The sequence below is a fragment of the Lactobacillus sp. PV034 genome (assembly GCF_014522305.1).
Classification (GTDB): domain Bacteria; phylum Bacillota; class Bacilli; order Lactobacillales; family Lactobacillaceae; genus Lactobacillus.
In genome coordinates this window covers 348,224-363,839 of sequence record NZ_CP041982.1, presented here as the reverse complement: position 1 = coordinate 363,839, position 15,616 = coordinate 348,224, and the positions used below count along the sequence as shown (strand labels likewise).

The following is a 15,616-nucleotide window of genomic DNA, read 5'->3' as shown; positions in this document are numbered from 1 at the left end:
TAAGTCCTCCTCTAACTTTTCAGTCTCTTTAATTCGATTATTTTTTTAGTTATATCTAATAACTCTGAATTGTTATTTTTTCTTTGAGCTTCTCTCAGACTTTCCTGTAACTGATTTAGTTGGTCATCAATTCGGTTAACTTCTAAAGCTCTTATCTGATCATCAATCTCTTGTTTTGAATAATCAGCTGGCATATCAGCCAATTCCATGTCTACTATTATACTCCCCAAATCTTCAGGAATAAAATTTGTAAAATCCTTAATTGAATGTTCACTATCTTTTCCTAAATACTCTAACCATTTTTCTGCTATTAAAGCATAACTTTTATCTGGAAATAAGAAATTCAGATTAAGTAAATAATTTCTCGCTTCTTCACTATGAATAAATAGGTAAAGTAAACGTTGTAAACTTAGAAATTTAGAGGAATATTGTGGAGATAGCTTTGGTTCTCTTGCTACATTATCCGCAACTTCATTAATTTGTGATGCTGGTAAAGAAGGCTGTTGATGTTGGCGAGACTTTCTCAGCTTCCTTTGTTCTCTCAACAATGAAACTTTTAGCGATTCAATTGAAACATCTACTTCCTTGGCAAAATCTGACAAGTAGATATCACTTTCGACAGGATTATTTAACTGTGCGATAATGGCAATTCCATCATTAATATAAGCTAATTTTTCTCGCTCATTATGCAAATTGTATTTTGCAGCACTACGTTTTAATAAAAACTTAGTCGGTGAAATTGCACCATTAATTTCATGACGATACTTTTCTGCACTATATTTTTTTACATATTCATCTGGATCAAGGTTATCAGGTAAAACAACGATACCTATGTTAAACCCCGAAACTTTATTAAAGAGTGTAATTGCTCTTTCAGCAGCGTGTACTCCAGCTTTGTCACCATCATAATTAATGATTACATTAGGTCTGATTCGTCTTAAAAGATAAACTTGTTCATCGGTCAAGCTGGTTCCCATTGAGGCGACTCCTGACTTGACTCCTGCTTTATAGGCTGCAATTACATCCATATAACCTTCGTAAAGTACTAAGTGGCCCTCATCACGGACAGCCTTTTTTGCTTCGCTCAAGTGATAAAGAAGTTTTGATTTGGTAAAGATTTCTGTTTCTGGGCTATTTACATATTTGGCTATTTCAGGATTATCGCTAATTCTTCTACCAGAAAAAGCGATTGTTCTGCCATTCTCATTAGATAAAGGAAACATTAAACGATTGCGAAAGCGATCAAATAAGCGGCCATCTTTTGTTTCAACAAATAAACCGCTTCGACGAAGTAATTCTTCCTCATAACCTTTTTGCTTTAAAAAAGTTAAAAGAATAGTGTCATTATCCGGAGCATAACCAATCTTAAAATGCTTTAATAGTTCTTCATTTAAGTCACGATTTTTGGCATAAGTTAAGCCGACTTCTCCAGCTTTAGTAGTAAGTAAGATGTGATGGTAGAATTCGGTTGCTTCTTCATACATTTTTAATAATGGACTAAGAGGTGTACTTTGAGCACCAACCCCATTAGGCATCGATATATTAGCAAATTCTGCAACGCGTCTTACACTTTCAGGAAAGCTTAAATTTTCCTGATACATTAAAAACTTAAAGACATTTCCACCTTTACCACATCCAAAACACTTAAAAAATTGTTTACTCTCATTGACTGTAAATGAAGGCGTCTTTTCTTGATGAAAAGGACAAAGGCCAATATAGTCCTTTCCCCTTTTCTCTAAAGAAACATATTGTCCAATTACATCAACGATATTTACTGCATTACTAACTTCATTAATAAAACTTTCTGGAATTCGACCAGCCATTAGTTTTTCTTTCCTTTTATTTAATTACTAATTGACTTAAGTCACCAATTCGTGCTGCAAGAGTATTAACTTTAGCTAATTGTGCGAGACGATTATTTTTAACTTTTTCGTCTTTGGCAAGAATCATATTAGACTCGAAATAGTTATCAATTATTGGTTGTAACTCTACAAAACCATTGTATAAATCAGCAATATTTAAATTTTCTTCTAAAAGTTGATTTACAGCTGCATTTAATTCTTTTTCACTATTTGATTCGAATAATTCTTCATCAATCTCAGTATCATTATTAAATTCAGCCTTATTAAGAATATTATTAATTCTAGTAAGACTTTCAACGACTGATTTGAAGTCCTTATCATCATGGTGAGATTGTAATGCTCTTGCTGCTTCAAGCATTTGAATAGGATCTTGTTGACTTGATGCAAGAACAGCATCAACCACATCATATGAAAAATTATTAGCTTGTAAATATTGTTTTACACGATCGCGAATAAAACTAGAAATTTCAGTTTCTTGATCTTGACTCTTTGGTAACTTAGCAGGTGTTTTCTCACTTAAAATTTCAATCAAATCTGGCAATACTTGTTCAATTGATAAAGACCAATTTTCATTTAGTAAGATTCGTACAATACCATAAGCACTTCTTCTAAGAGCGTAAGGATCATTAGAAGAACTTGGAACCATTCCGGCACCAAAGAAAGTAATAATTGTATCAAGTTTCTCAGCAATTGAAAGTAAAGAGCCTACTACTGATTCCGGTAGTTCACCCTCAGCACTGATTGGCATATAACTTTCTTTAATAGCATTACTTACATTACTATTTTCACCAGCCAAACGAGCATAATGCATTCCCATGATACCTTGTAATTCAGCAAACTCTCCTACCATAGCAGTTACCAAATCAAACTTATAGATATCTGCTGCACGATCAAAGTCTTTATCTTGATCTTCTGATAATCCAAGTTTATGAGCTAGATATTCACCAATTAGTTTTACTCTTAACATATGTTCAGACATTGAACCAATTTTATCATGGAATGAAACATTAGCTAATTTATCAACAAAATGAGAAATCGGATATTTCTTATCTTCATCGTAGAAGAATTGAGCATCATCTAAACGAGCGACAAGAACCTTTTCATTACCTGAAATAACATTATCTAAGTACTCACTGTTACCATTTCTAATTGAAATGAAATGATTAATTAACTTACCATTTTCATCATAAACTTCAAAGTAACGTTGATTATCCTTCATTGAAGTAATTAGTACTTCATCGGGAATAATCAAGTATTTTTCATCAAAACTACCAGCAAAAACAGTAGGATATTCGACTAAGTTAGTAACTTCTTCAAGTAAGCCTTGATCAATATTAACTTTCCAATTATGCTGGGCAGCAAGTTCATTAATTTGATTTAAAATAATGCCCTTGCGTTCATCGGCATCAGCAATTACGTATTGGCTCTTCAATGCCTCTTCATAATCATCGGCGTTTGCTAAAACAACACTATCACCTAAGAAACGGTGTCCTTCAGTTTTACGTCCAGCAACAATATTAAGTAATCTTACAGGAATCACTTCACTATCAAATAAGGAAACCATCCAATGAATTGGGCGCACGAATTCAAAATCACCTGAAGTACCCCAACGCATTTTAGTAGGGAAATTCATTGATTTAACAATATCACTCATTCCCATCAGGATTTCTTCAGCCTTTTTTCCTTCTTTTTGAACGTGAACATAGGCATATTCAGTTCCCTTCAATTCATCAAAGTAAATATCTTCTGTAGTCATTCCCTGACCACGAGCAAAACCTTCCGCAGCCTTAGTCCAATTACCATCTGCATCTTGAGCAATCTTTTTGGCTGGACCTTTTTTTACTTCGTCAATATCTTCTTGTTTTTCGGTCAGATCTTGAACCAAGATAGTTAAACGTCGCGGAGTTGAATAAGTTCGGATTCCCTTAAATGATAGACCATTTTCTTTTAAAAACTTTCCAGTTTTATCAGCCAATTGTTTAACACTACGAGAAACAACGTGAGCTGGCATTTCTTCAGTTCCAACTTCAAATAAATAATCTTTAGTCATTTTCTTGCCCCGCATTCTGCTTTTCTTCTTGGTGTTTTAATAATGGAAAACCACGTTTTTCACGTTCTTCAACAAAACCCTTTGCTGCTAAATGAGCCAAGTTTCTAATTCTTGAAAGATAGCCAGCACGTTCAGTAACTGAAACTGTGCCACGTGCATCTAACAAGTTAAATGTATGGCTACATTTAAGAATATAATCATAAGCTGGGTGAATTAAGTTCAATCCTAATAAACGCTTAGCTGTAGCTTCGTAATTTTCGAAGTCTTTCAATAATTGTTCTTGATCACTTTCTTCAAAAGCATATTTTGAGTGTTCATATTCAGGTTGTTTGAAAATATCGCGGTATAAAACGCCATTTCCCCATTCGAGGTCAAAGACAGAATTTACATCTTGAATATAGGAAGCCAATCTTTCAACACCATAAGTAATTTCACTCATTGTTGGTTTAACATCTAGTTCACCCACAACTTGGAAATAAGTAAATTGAGAAACTTCCATTCCATCTAGCCATACTTCCCAACCAACACCAGCACATCCCATTGATGGGTTTGCCCAGTTATCTTCTACGAAACGAATATCATGCTCTAAAGGTTCAATCCCTAACACTCTTAAACTATCAAGGTAATATTGTTGAATATCTTTTGGAGCAGGCTTCATTACTACTTGGAATTGGTGGTGTTGATACAATCTATTAGGATTATCTCCATAACGACCATCAGCTGGTCTTCTAGATGGTTCAACATAACATGCTTTCCATGGTTCAGGACCAACCGCACGTAAAAAAGTATATGGACTCATAGTCCCAGCCCCTTTTTGTTCATCATATGAAGGCATAATCATACAACCTTTTGAGGCCCAGAACTGTTCCAATTTAAAAATCATATCTTGGACATTCAGTTTTTCTGACATAATATCTCTCCTCATACCATAGGCAATAAAAAAAGCCTATGCAAAATTTGCATAGGGACGATTGATTCGCGGTTCCACCCTAATTCAGAAAGCTTATTCTTTCTGCTCTTAATTGATTTTAGCTTAGAGGTGCCTTTTCCTAGGTGTACTTTCACCATACTACACTCGCTTTACTAGTACTTTTTTCTCTCCTCTAATATGCCAAAACTACGTTTACATTTTAGCATAATATTTAGGTTTTTACATCAACTTATTGTCAATTCATCTAAGAATTTTTTGGTTTTTAAGTTTAAATCTAAATAACTAGAATACATACGGTCGATTAGTTTTTTGCCTTGACGTTTTAATTGATCATTTATCTTAGTTTCTCCCAATCGTTCAATTTTTAAAAGAGCTAGTGTTCGAATTAAAGCTACTACCTTGGGATTTAAGTGCATTCTACTTGGAACTAATGAATAGTGCTCTTCACACACTATTCCACCCTTTTCTAACGAATAGTCAAACTTTCCCTGTGTTTTGCCACAAACAATACAAGCTCGTAATTGCGGTTTTACTCCGTAAGCTTGTAAAATCTTTAATTCTACCATTTGCTTAATAATTTCTGGATCGGCTCCATCATCAATTTTCTGCAAGGCAGTAAAAATCAAATCATAAGTTGGACCTAGATCCTGATATTCCAAAAAAGCATGATCTACTAAATCTAAAAGGTAACTTGCATAAGCTTGTTTAACCAAGTCATGATACAACCCATCAAATTGCTTAATATTTTTATAGGTGCGAAGATTACTTATTCCTTTACCGGTAGTATTAATTACATAAGTACCAAAAGAATAGTTCATAGTAACAGGGCCCAATTTTGACTTTGGACGGTAGGCACCACGAATATCTAAACTAAAAATTCCCTTTTCTTTTGAAAAAACCTTGCATAGTGCATCAGCTTCTTTATATTTTTTTCTTTTAAAAATTATCCCTTGAACTTCTTCTAGTTCTCGTACCATTAACGTAATTCCTTGGCATTATAGCCAATTGACTTTAAAAACGCAGGATCTGAACGCCAATTCTTTTGAACTTTGACCCATAATCGTAAGTTAACTTTTTCACCCAAAAGATTTTCAATTTCTCGACGAGCAGCAATCCCTATTTGCTTAAGCATCTTTCCGCCTTTACCAATAATGATGCCCTTTTGTCCATCTCTTTCAACATAGATAGTAGCTTCAATTTGTAATTTACCCGCTTCATGATCTTTCATCCGATCAACTACAACAGCAGTAGCATGTGGGACCTCTTCATGAGTTAAACGCAAAACTTGTTCACGAATTAATTCGGCGACAATGAAGTATTCAGGACGATCAGTTACTTGATCAGTATCATAAAATTGGGGTCCTTCAGGAAGATATTTACCAATAGTTTTAATCAACTCATCAACATTATTTCCTTGACTAGCAGAAATAGGAACTATTTCTGCAAAATCACCTAATGAACGATAAGAATTCATTATTTCTAATAATTTATCAGGATGAATAGTATCAATCTTATTAATTACTAAAAATACAGGCTTTTTAATTTTACTTAGTAAATCAGCTATATAATGGTCTCCTTTACCAGCAGGTTCTGGTTCGACCATAAATAAAACTACATCTACCTCATCCAAAGTAGACAAGCTAGATTTATCCATAAAGTCATCTAGCTTATTTTTAGGTTTATGAATTCCAGGAGTATCAATGAAAACAATTTGTTCATGTTCATCAGTATAAATTCCTGAAATTTTATTACGTGTAGTTTGGGGTTGAGGTGACATGATAGCTACTTTTTGACCAACTAAATAATTAAGTAAAGTTGATTTACCAACATTTGGGCGTCCAATTAGAGCTACAAACCCAGATTTAAATTCATTTTCTTTATTCATTATTCAAACCTCTAGTATGAAAATATCTCTTCAAAAATTATCTTTTAATTAGTGAATCTGTTTTCCGTGCGTTTCTTGATTCGCACGAAGTGGTAAGCCATATTCACGTAAAATCTTTCCTTGGATGCTAAACATTTCTTCTGCTTCATCATCTTCAATATGATCAAAGCCATTTAAATGAAGATAGCCATGAACCAAAGTATAGCCAAATTCACGCTCAAAACCTGTTTCATAATCAACCGCTTGTTTTTTTACTACATCAATGCAAATGAATAAATCACCAATATCTTCAACAAAATCTGGATCATCAAAAAATTGTGCCATTAAATTATCTTCATCATCTTCAATTGCAAATGAGATAACATCAGTGGGACGATCTTTTCCACGATAATCCTTATTAATTTTATGGATCTCTTCAGGCGAAACAAAATTAATACTAATTTCTTGTGCGTTTTCTTTATGAATAGCTTCTTTAGCAGAAAGTAACAAATCCGTGATCCATTTTACCCAATCACGATTACTATCTTCTAAAAAATTAATTTCATCATTAAACGAAATATCTAATTGATCCACTATCTTTCCTCTTCCTCGTAAGCCTTAACAATTTTAGCCACTACTGGGTGACGAACCACATCATTAAAAGTAAAACGAATAAATTTAACTTGATCGATCCCCTTTAAAATGTGCTCAGCTTGTAATAACCCACTTCTGGCTCTCCCTGGTAAATCAATCTGAGTCTGATCCCCATTGACAATCATCTTTGAGTTAAAGCCTAAACGAGTTAAAAACATTTTCATTTGCGCTTCAGTAGTATTTTGGGCTTCGTCAAGGATAACAAACGCATCGTCTAAAGTTCGTCCACGCATATAAGCAAGTGGGGCAACTTCAATTAATCCACGCTCCATCAATCGATTAGTTGTATCGGTTCCTAAAATAGTATAAAGAGAGTCATAAATTGGTCTTAAATAAGGATCTACTTTTTCTTTTAAATCGCCTGGTAAAAATCCCAGCGATTCACCTGCTTCTACTGCTGGTCGAGTTAAAATGATACGCGAAACTTCACCTTTTTTAAAAGCAGCGACTGCCATTACAACAGCCAAAAAAGTTTTTCCTGTTCCTGCTGGACCAACACCAAAAACTACATCATATTTTTTAATTGCATCTACGTAAGCTTTTTGTCCCATATTCTTTACTCTTACAGGACGACCTTTAGCATCACGAATTAGAACTTTGCTATATAATTCACCAAAAAATTCTAATGTTCCTTTGTCTGCCATTTTTACGGCACTTACAACATCTGTAGCATTAATATGAATTCCACGAGTAATTACTTTGTCCAGAGCAGTTAGGATATTCAGAATTTTTTCAACAACTTCTTGAGCCCCAATTACTTCAATTTCACTTCCAGTATCGGTTATCCGAACATCATATGATTCTTCTAGTAATTTTAAATTCGAATCATTTATTCCTACTAAATTCATAATAGATTCAGGTTTAGTAGGAGTAAAAATAGCTGTTGCTTGTTCCACTAATGAGCCTCCATAGCTAATTAATTTAACTTTTTCCCTACCATTACAGAAGCGGCTTTACCGTCGGCTTTTCCTTTAATCTTAGGCATTAAGGCCTGCATCACATCACCAAAATCTTTCTTAGATGTTGCTTCCACTTCTTTAATGGTTTCTTCAACCGTAGCTTCTAATTCATCATTAGATAATTGTTTTGGCATGTACTTTTCAATAGTTTCAATTTCTTTATTAGTTGCATCAATCAAATCTTGACGTTTTGCTTTAGAAAATTCTTCTAATGATTCACGTCTTTGCTTTAATGCTGTAGCCAAGACATCAAGTTCATCATCACTATTTAATTCGTGACCAACTTTAATTTTATAATTCATTAGAGCTGATTTTAACGAACGAATCACGGTGAGGCTATCTTTATCCTTTGCCTTCATAGCATTTTTCATATCTTCCATCAAAGTATCATTAAGAGCCATTATATAATTCCTTTCTAATGAATAACTATCTATATTGTAAACTTTTTCAACAAAAAAAGCTCTGAATAGATACAAATCTATCAGGGCTTTTTATTTATTAATAATGTCTACGCTTGCGTGCTGCTTCAGATTTTAACTTACGCTTAACACTAGGTTTTTCGTAGAATTCACGTTTACGGTATTCTTGTAAAGTACCACTTCTAGAAACGGAACGTTTGAAACGACGAAGAGCATCATCAATAGACTCGTTTTCGTGAACGATTGTCTTTGCCATAGTGAGATCCCTCCTTCCATTTCTTGACACATAAAATGTGCCACAACATATATATTGATTATAGCTAACCTGAAAATATCGGTCAATAGAATTACTAAATTTTCTTCAACTTTTTTATACCGGCTTTTGTTCAACAAAGCGCCCGTGTATTGTTGCAACTTGACAGATACTCATGAAAGCATAAGGATCATTTTCACTTACAATTTTTTCTATATCATACATATCATAATGATCAATCACGGTAATTAAAACTGTCTTTTCAGTATGACTATATGCACCTTCTACGTCATGCAAGATTGTAATACCACGATGCATTTTATTTTGAATGCCTTCAATAATATGTTTTGGCTTTTCAGTGACAATTAATACCTGTAATTTTTGATGTTGATTATAAACATAATCAATCACACGCCCATTAATAAAAATATTCAAGGCGGTATAAAGTGCACGACTCCAGCCAAATACAAAGCCGGCACAAATAACAATCACAAGATTAAAAGCAATATTAATTGTTCCAAAACTTTTTCCTGTCTTTTGTCTTAAAACAATCCCTAAAATATCTAGCCCACCAGTAGAAATACCTGCTTTTAAAGCTAGACCAGTACCGACACCATTAATTACCCCACCAAACAAAGCACAGATAATTGGATCATAACTAATCTTTACGGGACTAATTACGCGCATCATAATTGATGCCAATAAAACCGTAAAAAGCGTATAGATAGTAAAACGACGACCAATTTTACGCCAGCCAATAATAAATAAAGGAATATTTAATACAAAATACATCACTGAAGTAGCTAATGGAACTGGTAGAAGGTGTCTTGAAAATGAATGCACTACTTGCGCAAAACCTGTAATTCCAGATGCATAAATATGACCAGGAGTCCAAAAGAAATTCAATGCAATTGCTACGGCTAAAGCATAAACAATTCCGGCTGATATCTTGGATATCGAATCATGTTGACGTGATAGATCTTCTAATTTATTCAATAGTTTTTTCCTTAACTCTCCTAATAATTAAACCAATAGTTTAAGTTTAATGAGTAGCTAAGATAAAAACAAGACAAATCGTAAAAGTTTCATGTTTGTAATATTAGTTATTCCAGTACTTCTTTTTATACTGTTCACGTCCACCCATTTCCTCTAGTTGATAACGTAAAGGATCTTTTTTATAAAAGTCTTGATGGTATTCTTCAGCTGGATAAAATGGTTTTGCAGGTTCAATTCTCACTACAATTGGCTCATCAAACTTACCAGATTTTTCTAAATCTTCCTTTGACTTGATGGCAATTTCCTTTTGTTCAGGCGAATTATAATAAATAACTGGTTGATATTGAGATCCACGATCTTGGAATTGCCCCATTGCATCGGTTGGATCAGTTACTTGCCAATAAATCTTAACTAAATCCGCATAACTAATAATTTTAGGATCAAAAGTAATCTTTACTGCTTCAGTATGCCCTGTTGTTCCCGTGCAGACTTGTTCATAGGTAGGATTGGGAACATCACCACCTGTATAACCAGACACTACACTAATTATGCCAGGCTGAGTGTCAAAAGGTTCAACCATGCACCAGAAACATCCACCTGCAAAAATAGCTGTTTCATACTGCTTATTTTCTTTACTATCAAGGCTTTTATCGTTCATTGCATTTTTCCCTTTCTTTCAATAAATTTCAGTATTTTTCATAAAAGTGGCACATTTGTGGCACACTTTTTTACTTATCAAAAAGTTTTTTATATTCGCCGTAGCCTTCTTTTTCTAAATCATCATAGGGAATAAATTTTAAAGCAGCTGAATTAATACAATATCTTAATCCACCTGCTTGAATCGGACCATCAGTAAAAACATGTCCCAAATGGGAATCTCCCTGCGGACTTCTTACTTCAGTTCGTTCCATTCCATAGCTTGTGTCACGATGATAGTTCAATTTTTCTATTGGCTTAGTAAATGAAGGCCAACCACATCCTGCATCATACTTATCTAAGCTAGAAAATAAAGGTTCACCTGAAACAACATCAACATATATACCTTTATCATAAAAATCATCATATTTTCCTGTAAAAGGTCTTTCAGTTGCTGCATGTTGTGTTACTTCAAATTGAAGTGGTGTTAACTTACTTAAATCTTTTTTATCACTCATCTTTTACCCTTCTTTCTAACTTAACTATAGCAAATCTTACTAAAAGTAAATACAAAATTGCTTACAAAAAAGAACCATGGTTAAAGCCATAGTCCTTTTAATTTGAAAAATTCTATAATTTATTTTTGAAGCTTTTGGTTAATCTTTCTTACTTCACGTTTAAAGATATATACATTGATTGACCACATTACAAGATAAATTAAAATAAAAATAATAGTAAATATTGTGAGCCACACTAGGTTACATGGAAACCACCCTGCAAGTATCGCAAGAGGTGTAAATCCAAAGTAATAAATAATAAAGTTAATAATAGTTTGTTTTCTTAGTGACCAATTTTTCACTTTAAAAACTAGAGCACCTGCACTAAAAAGTAACCCCATTAAGCCCCATAATATTATTGAGGCTAAAACTGCATCTAGGGGACGTGTAAAGTGCTCAGTAAAAGCAGGTGTGGAGGGAGCATAAGTATTTAATCGGAATATATAGCTAAAAAAAATTGAGAAAGCTAGTCCATATACTTCTCCCCAGGCTATACCATTAATTAATAAAAAAATATGTTTTTTCATATACCTAACCTCTTTTTTAAATTTTTAATTTTTCTTCTTGCTATTTGGATACGTTGTTGATTTTTCAAAATAACATCAATCGTCCCATTGTCATTCAATTCTAAATGATCAATATGGTGAAAATTAAAAATAGCACTTTGAGAAGCTTCAATAAAAGTATCATTTAATTTTTCTTTTAATTTCGAAAGTGTTTCATGATATACATAGTGTCCTTTTTCGGTAGACACATCTAATCCATGAGAAGAAGTCTGTATTGCAAAAATTTCTTCATAACTTATTGGTTTTAATTCTTTATTCTTAATACACCAGAGTACTTGTTGCCCATTATTCACGAAATTAAGTAGATTAGATAATTCTGGCGTTAGATCTCGAACCCAAATTTCACCTCTTTCCTCTTGAATTGAGGAATCAACATGACAAACAATTTTCAAAATGTTTAACCTCCCTTTATTTTTATATGCTAAGTATAACCAATAAATTATCCCTAATACTAAAACATCATCATTTGGTACTTTCTATTTATCAAATGGTCTCTTTCACAATAAATTTGGTCTTTTGAGCAATCTCACCAAAAAACCTCTTACCACTAATTTGGTAAGAGGTTTTTAAAATTATCTTTTACTTTTTATTCATCCCAAGTACTGTTCTTAGCAGCATCTTCTTGAGCTTCTTTTTCAAGACGCGCATTAGTTTCAGCTACACTATCATGGAATTGTTCTTCAACTTCAATTCCTAGATCAGCTAATTGTTGATCAGCTACAGGTGCTGGTGCATGCATCATTGGTTCAGATGCACTAGCATTCTTAGGGAAGGCCAAAACATCACGAATATTATCCTTTTGAGCTAATAACATTGCAAAACGATCAAGTCCAATTGCAAGACCTGCTTCTGGTGGATAACCTAAATCAAGGGCATCCATTAGGTAACCAAATTGTTCATAAGCACGTTTCTTAGTAAAACCAAGCGCTTTGAACATCTTTTCTTGAATTGAGCGCTTATGAATACGGATTGAACCTCCACCAAGTTCGTCACCGTTCATAACAATATCGTATGAACGTGCATGCGCCTTATGTGGTTCAGTTTCTAATAATTCGATTCCCTTGTCATCTGGCATAGTAAATGGATGGTGAGCAGCAATCCAGCGGCCAAAACCTTCATCATATTCAAATAATGGCCAATCAACAACCCAGACAAAGTCATAAACATCCTTAGGAATAATGCCAGTTTCTTTAGCAAATTCTCGACGTAAGTGATCCAGTGAATCAGTAACAACCTTCCATTTGTCAGCAACCATTACCACTAATTCTCCACCTTCAAGGTTAAATTCTTTCTTCAGGGCTGCTTTATTTTCATCAGTTAAGAATCTTGCTACTGGACCTGAAAATTCACCGTCTTCATATTTAACCCAAGCAAGACCCTTAGCATGATAACGCTTAATATAATCTTGTTTTGCATCAATATGTTTACGGGAATATTGCTTAGCACCATTCTTAACAGCAATTCCTTTAACAACACCACCGTCAGCAATTGCACCTGAGAATACTTTGAAGTCGCTATCCTTAAAGATTGGGCTTAAGTCATGAAGATACATTTCATAACGAGTATCCGGCTTATCAGAACCGTACTTATTCATGGCCTCGTCCCAAGTAATTCTCTTAATAGGAGTTTTTAAATCAATTCCCATTACATCTTTCATAACCTTTTTAAGTAAGCCTTCGGTAATGTCTTGGATTCCCTGCTCATCTTGGAAAGATGCTTCCATATCAATCTGGGTAAACTCTGGTTGACGATCACCACGTAAGTCTTCATCACGGAAACAACGAGCAATTTGGTAGTACTTGTCAAAACCCGCACCCATTAATAACTGCTTAAATAATTGTGGTGATTGAGGTAAAGCATAGAAACTACCAGGATAAATTCTTGAAGGAACTAAGTAATCACGTGCACCTTCTGGAGAAGATTTACCTAAATTGGGAGTTTCAATATTAATAAAGCCATTTTCATCAAAGTATTCATGAACAGCTCGTAAAATCTTTGAACGTAAAATGATAGCTTTTTGAAGAGTTGGACGACGTAAGTCTAAATAACGATATTTCAAACGAGTTTGTTCGCTAATTTCAGCATCGTCTTTAATTTCAAATGGTGGAGTTTGTGACTTATTCAAAACTTTAATTTCAGTTGCATCAACTTCCACTTCACCAGTCTTCATATCTGGATTTACGCTAGAACGTTTAACAACTTTACCCTTAACTTCAATAACGTATTCATTCCCAAGACTTTGAGCAATATCCATTAATTCTTGTCCTGAATCTTGGTTAACTACGATTTGAACAATTCCTTCACGGTCACGTAAATCAATAAAAATTAGCTTACCTAATTTTCTAACTCTTTGTACCCAACCATATAAAGTAACTTCTTGACCTTCATACTTTGAGGTAATGTTACCTGCATAATCAGTTCTTTTATCCATTTTTTCCTCGATATTCTAAATAATTAATCTTTTAATTGTTTTAAAACTTCATCAATATTATCAAGATCAGCTAACTCAAGATCAATTGTTTTTCCATCGCTTAAGCGCTTAATATTTAGAGTGCCATTTTCTAATTCCTTAGCACCTAAAGTAATTACATACTTAGCGTGTACACGATCAGCTTTTCTAAATTGTGCTTTAAGCTTCTTTTGATCAACATCATATTGAACTTTCAAACCTTGATTACGTAACTGTCTAGCAATCTCTACTGTCTTTTGAGCAGTTCCTTGGCCAATATTAGTAATAAAGAAATCAATCCCCTCATCTTCAAAGAATTCAGGGTTTTGTTGCTTAAGCACTAACATTAGTCTTTCTTCACCAATACCAAAACCAACAGCTGGAGTCTGAGGACCATCAAATTCTTCAACCAAGTGATCATAACGTCCTCCACCTAAAATAGTAGTTTTAGATTGCCAAAGATTTTTATCTTCAACCATAAACTCAAAAATTACGCCAGTATAGTAATCCAGACCACGAACTAAGTCATCATCTAATACATACTTGATTCCTAAGCTAGTTAAAGTATCAGTAATCGTCTTGAAGTTAGCCTTAGATTCTTCATCTAAGTAATCAACAATTTTTGGCGCATCTGGCAAAAACTGCTTATCTTGCTCTTCTTTTGAATCCAAAATTCTTAAAGGATTTGATTCCAAACGTCGCTTGGAATCAGCAGATAATTGGTCTTTTACTGGAGTAAAGTAATTTACTAAAGCATCATGGTAAGCTTTTCGAACAGCTTCATTACCTAAAGAGTTAATATGTAATTCGAAATTCTTAACTCCGAGTTTATTTAGTAAATCATTACCCATTAAAATTGTTTCAATATCTGCTAAAGGATTAGCTGAGCCAAAGCTTTCAACCCCAATTTGGTGAAATTCACGTTGACGACCTGCTTGTGGTCTTTCATAACGATACATTGGTGCAATATAGAAAACATTAAATGGCTTAACATAATCAGGGCCATAAATTTTATTTTCTACATATGCTCTAACTACTCCGGCAGTTCCTTCAGGTCTTAAAGCAATATGTCGATCTCCCTTATCATGAAAATCATACATCTCTTTTTCAACAACATCTGAAGATTCACCACTCGAACGAGCAAAAATTTCATAATTTTCAAAAGCTGGAGTTCTAATTTCACGATAATTGGCACGTTCAAAGAACTCTCTTGCTGTTTGTTCTACCTTTTCCCATTGATAAGAAACGTCAGGCAGAATATCTACTGTACCTTTAGGCTTTTGAACTTTCATCTACATCTAACCTTTCCAAAACAAAAAAAGCACCCTTGAATTTAATCAAGGGCGCTTTTGCGCGGTACCACCTTTTGTTTGCTACGATTAACGCTCGCCACACGAACCATTATCTGCTAAAGTGTCAC

The 15,616-nt window shown here is 34.0% G+C and carries 16 protein-coding genes; all 16 read right to left on the bottom strand.

The features are described 5' to 3' along the window. Positions 1-11: 11 nt before the first annotated feature. The 16 genes from dnaG to hisS all read right to left on the bottom strand — a co-directional run bounded on the left by dnaG (position 12) and on the right by hisS (position 15,488). Positions 12-1,823 carry a DNA primase gene (gene dnaG / locus FP432_RS01885; protein ID WP_265489176.1) on the bottom strand — a complete coding sequence of 604 codons (1,812 nt, stop codon included), beginning with the start codon at positions 1,821-1,823 and terminating at the stop codon, positions 12-14. A gap of 16 nt (positions 1,824-1,839) precedes the next feature. After that, positions 1,840-3,912, bottom strand: a complete 2,073-nt coding sequence (gene glyS / locus FP432_RS01880; protein ID WP_265489175.1) for a glycine--tRNA ligase subunit beta — start codon at positions 3,910-3,912, stop codon at positions 1,840-1,842. Then, positions 3,905-4,822: a glycine--tRNA ligase subunit alpha gene (gene glyQ / locus FP432_RS01875; protein ID WP_265489174.1), complete on the bottom strand. Its 918-nt coding sequence runs from the start codon at positions 4,820-4,822 to the stop codon at positions 3,905-3,907. Before glyQ ends, glyS begins: the two co-directional genes overlap by 8 nt. Before the next feature lie 245 nt (positions 4,823-5,067). Beyond that, positions 5,068-5,820 (bottom strand): DNA repair protein RecO, encoded by a 753-nt coding sequence (recO, locus tag FP432_RS01870; protein WP_265489173.1) that lies wholly within the window; start codon positions 5,818-5,820, stop codon positions 5,068-5,070. Continuing rightward, positions 5,820-6,728, bottom strand: a complete 909-nt coding sequence (era, locus tag FP432_RS01865) for a GTPase Era (protein WP_265489172.1) — start codon at positions 6,726-6,728, stop codon at positions 5,820-5,822. The genes recO and era overlap by 1 nt, the downstream gene beginning before the upstream one ends. Before the next feature lie 48 nt (positions 6,729-6,776). Beyond that, entirely contained in the window at positions 6,777-7,301 is a 525-nt protein-coding gene (ybeY, locus tag FP432_RS01860) for an rRNA maturation RNase YbeY (protein WP_265489171.1), read from the bottom strand. Then, entirely contained in the window at positions 7,301-8,209 is a 909-nt protein-coding gene (locus tag FP432_RS01855; protein ID WP_265489578.1) for a PhoH family protein, read from the bottom strand. The genes ybeY and FP432_RS01855 overlap by 1 nt, the downstream gene beginning before the upstream one ends. A 68-nt stretch (positions 8,210-8,277) precedes the next feature. Beyond that, on the bottom strand, positions 8,278-8,721 hold the full coding sequence (locus FP432_RS01850; RefSeq protein ID WP_265489170.1) for a GatB/YqeY domain-containing protein: 444 nt from the start codon (positions 8,719-8,721) through the stop codon (positions 8,278-8,280). A 97-nt stretch (positions 8,722-8,818) separates the two neighbouring features. Further along, the gene (rpsU, locus tag FP432_RS01845) at positions 8,819-8,995 is read right to left on the bottom strand and encodes a 30S ribosomal protein S21 (RefSeq protein WP_003647180.1); all 177 of its coding nucleotides are present in this window, start codon (positions 8,993-8,995) and stop codon (positions 8,819-8,821) included. Between the two features lie 114 nt (positions 8,996-9,109). Further along, positions 9,110-9,988, bottom strand: a complete 879-nt coding sequence (locus tag FP432_RS01840) for a YitT family protein (protein ID WP_265489169.1) — start codon at positions 9,986-9,988, stop codon at positions 9,110-9,112. Between the two features lie 103 nt (positions 9,989-10,091). Further along, positions 10,092-10,646, bottom strand: a complete 555-nt coding sequence (msrA, locus tag FP432_RS01835; protein WP_265489168.1) for a peptide-methionine (S)-S-oxide reductase MsrA — start codon at positions 10,644-10,646, stop codon at positions 10,092-10,094. A gap of 70 nt (positions 10,647-10,716) precedes the next feature. Beyond that, positions 10,717-11,142, bottom strand: coding sequence for a peptide-methionine (R)-S-oxide reductase MsrB (gene msrB, locus FP432_RS01830; protein ID WP_265489167.1), 426 nt, complete (start codon positions 11,140-11,142; stop codon positions 10,717-10,719). 119 nt (positions 11,143-11,261) lie between these two features. Beyond that, entirely contained in the window at positions 11,262-11,708 is a 447-nt protein-coding gene (locus FP432_RS01825) for a DUF3021 domain-containing protein (RefSeq protein WP_265489166.1), read from the bottom strand. Next, positions 11,705-12,139 carry a LytTR family DNA-binding domain-containing protein gene (locus FP432_RS01820; protein ID WP_265489165.1) on the bottom strand — a complete coding sequence of 145 codons (435 nt, stop codon included), beginning with the start codon at positions 12,137-12,139 and terminating at the stop codon, positions 11,705-11,707. Before FP432_RS01820 ends, FP432_RS01825 begins: the two co-directional genes overlap by 4 nt. A 194-nt stretch (positions 12,140-12,333) precedes the next feature. Beyond that, a complete protein-coding gene (gene aspS / locus FP432_RS01815) occupies positions 12,334-14,178 on the bottom strand; it encodes an aspartate--tRNA ligase (protein ID WP_265489164.1) in 1,845 nt (614 codons plus the stop codon). Positions 14,179-14,201: 23 nt separating this feature from the next. Continuing rightward, positions 14,202-15,488 (bottom strand): histidine--tRNA ligase, encoded by a 1,287-nt coding sequence (hisS, locus tag FP432_RS01810; RefSeq protein ID WP_265489163.1) that lies wholly within the window; start codon positions 15,486-15,488, stop codon positions 14,202-14,204. Positions 15,489-15,616 lie beyond the last annotated feature (128 nt).

Excerpts from the sequence above, each read along its gene's own strand:
- dnaG (WP_265489176.1), bottom strand. The coding sequence starts at position 1,823 with ATGGCTGGTCGAATTCCAGAAAGTTTTATTAATGAAGTTAGTAATGCA.
- hisS (WP_265489163.1), bottom strand. The coding sequence starts at position 15,488 with ATGAAAGTTCAAAAGCCTAAAGGTACAGTAGATATTCTGCCTGACGTT.
- msrB (WP_265489167.1), bottom strand. The coding sequence starts at position 11,142 with ATGAGTGATAAAAAAGATTTAAGTAAGTTAACACCACTTCAATTTGAA.
- glyS (WP_265489175.1), bottom strand. The coding sequence starts at position 3,912 with ATGACTAAAGATTATTTATTTGAAGTTGGAACTGAAGAAATGCCAGCT.
- glyQ (WP_265489174.1), bottom strand. The coding sequence starts at position 4,822 with ATGTCAGAAAAACTGAATGTCCAAGATATGATTTTTAAATTGGAACAG.
- recO (WP_265489173.1), bottom strand. The coding sequence starts at position 5,820 with ATGGTACGAGAACTAGAAGAAGTTCAAGGGATAATTTTTAAAAGAAAA.
- FP432_RS01855 (WP_265489578.1), bottom strand. The coding sequence starts at position 8,209 with ATGAATTTAGTAGGAATAAATGATTCGAATTTAAAATTACTAGAAGAA.
- era (WP_265489172.1), bottom strand. The coding sequence starts at position 6,728 with ATGAATAAAGAAAATGAATTTAAATCTGGGTTTGTAGCTCTAATTGGA.
- aspS (WP_265489164.1), bottom strand. The coding sequence starts at position 14,178 with ATGGATAAAAGAACTGATTATGCAGGTAACATTACCTCAAAGTATGAA.
- FP432_RS01850 (WP_265489170.1), bottom strand. The coding sequence starts at position 8,721 with ATGGCTCTTAATGATACTTTGATGGAAGATATGAAAAATGCTATGAAG.
- FP432_RS01825 (WP_265489166.1), bottom strand. The coding sequence starts at position 11,708 with ATGAAAAAACATATTTTTTTATTAATTAATGGTATAGCCTGGGGAGAA.
- msrA (WP_265489168.1), bottom strand. The coding sequence starts at position 10,646 with ATGAACGATAAAAGCCTTGATAGTAAAGAAAATAAGCAGTATGAAACA.
- rpsU (WP_003647180.1), bottom strand. The coding sequence starts at position 8,995 with ATGGCAAAGACAATCGTTCACGAAAACGAGTCTATTGATGATGCTCTT.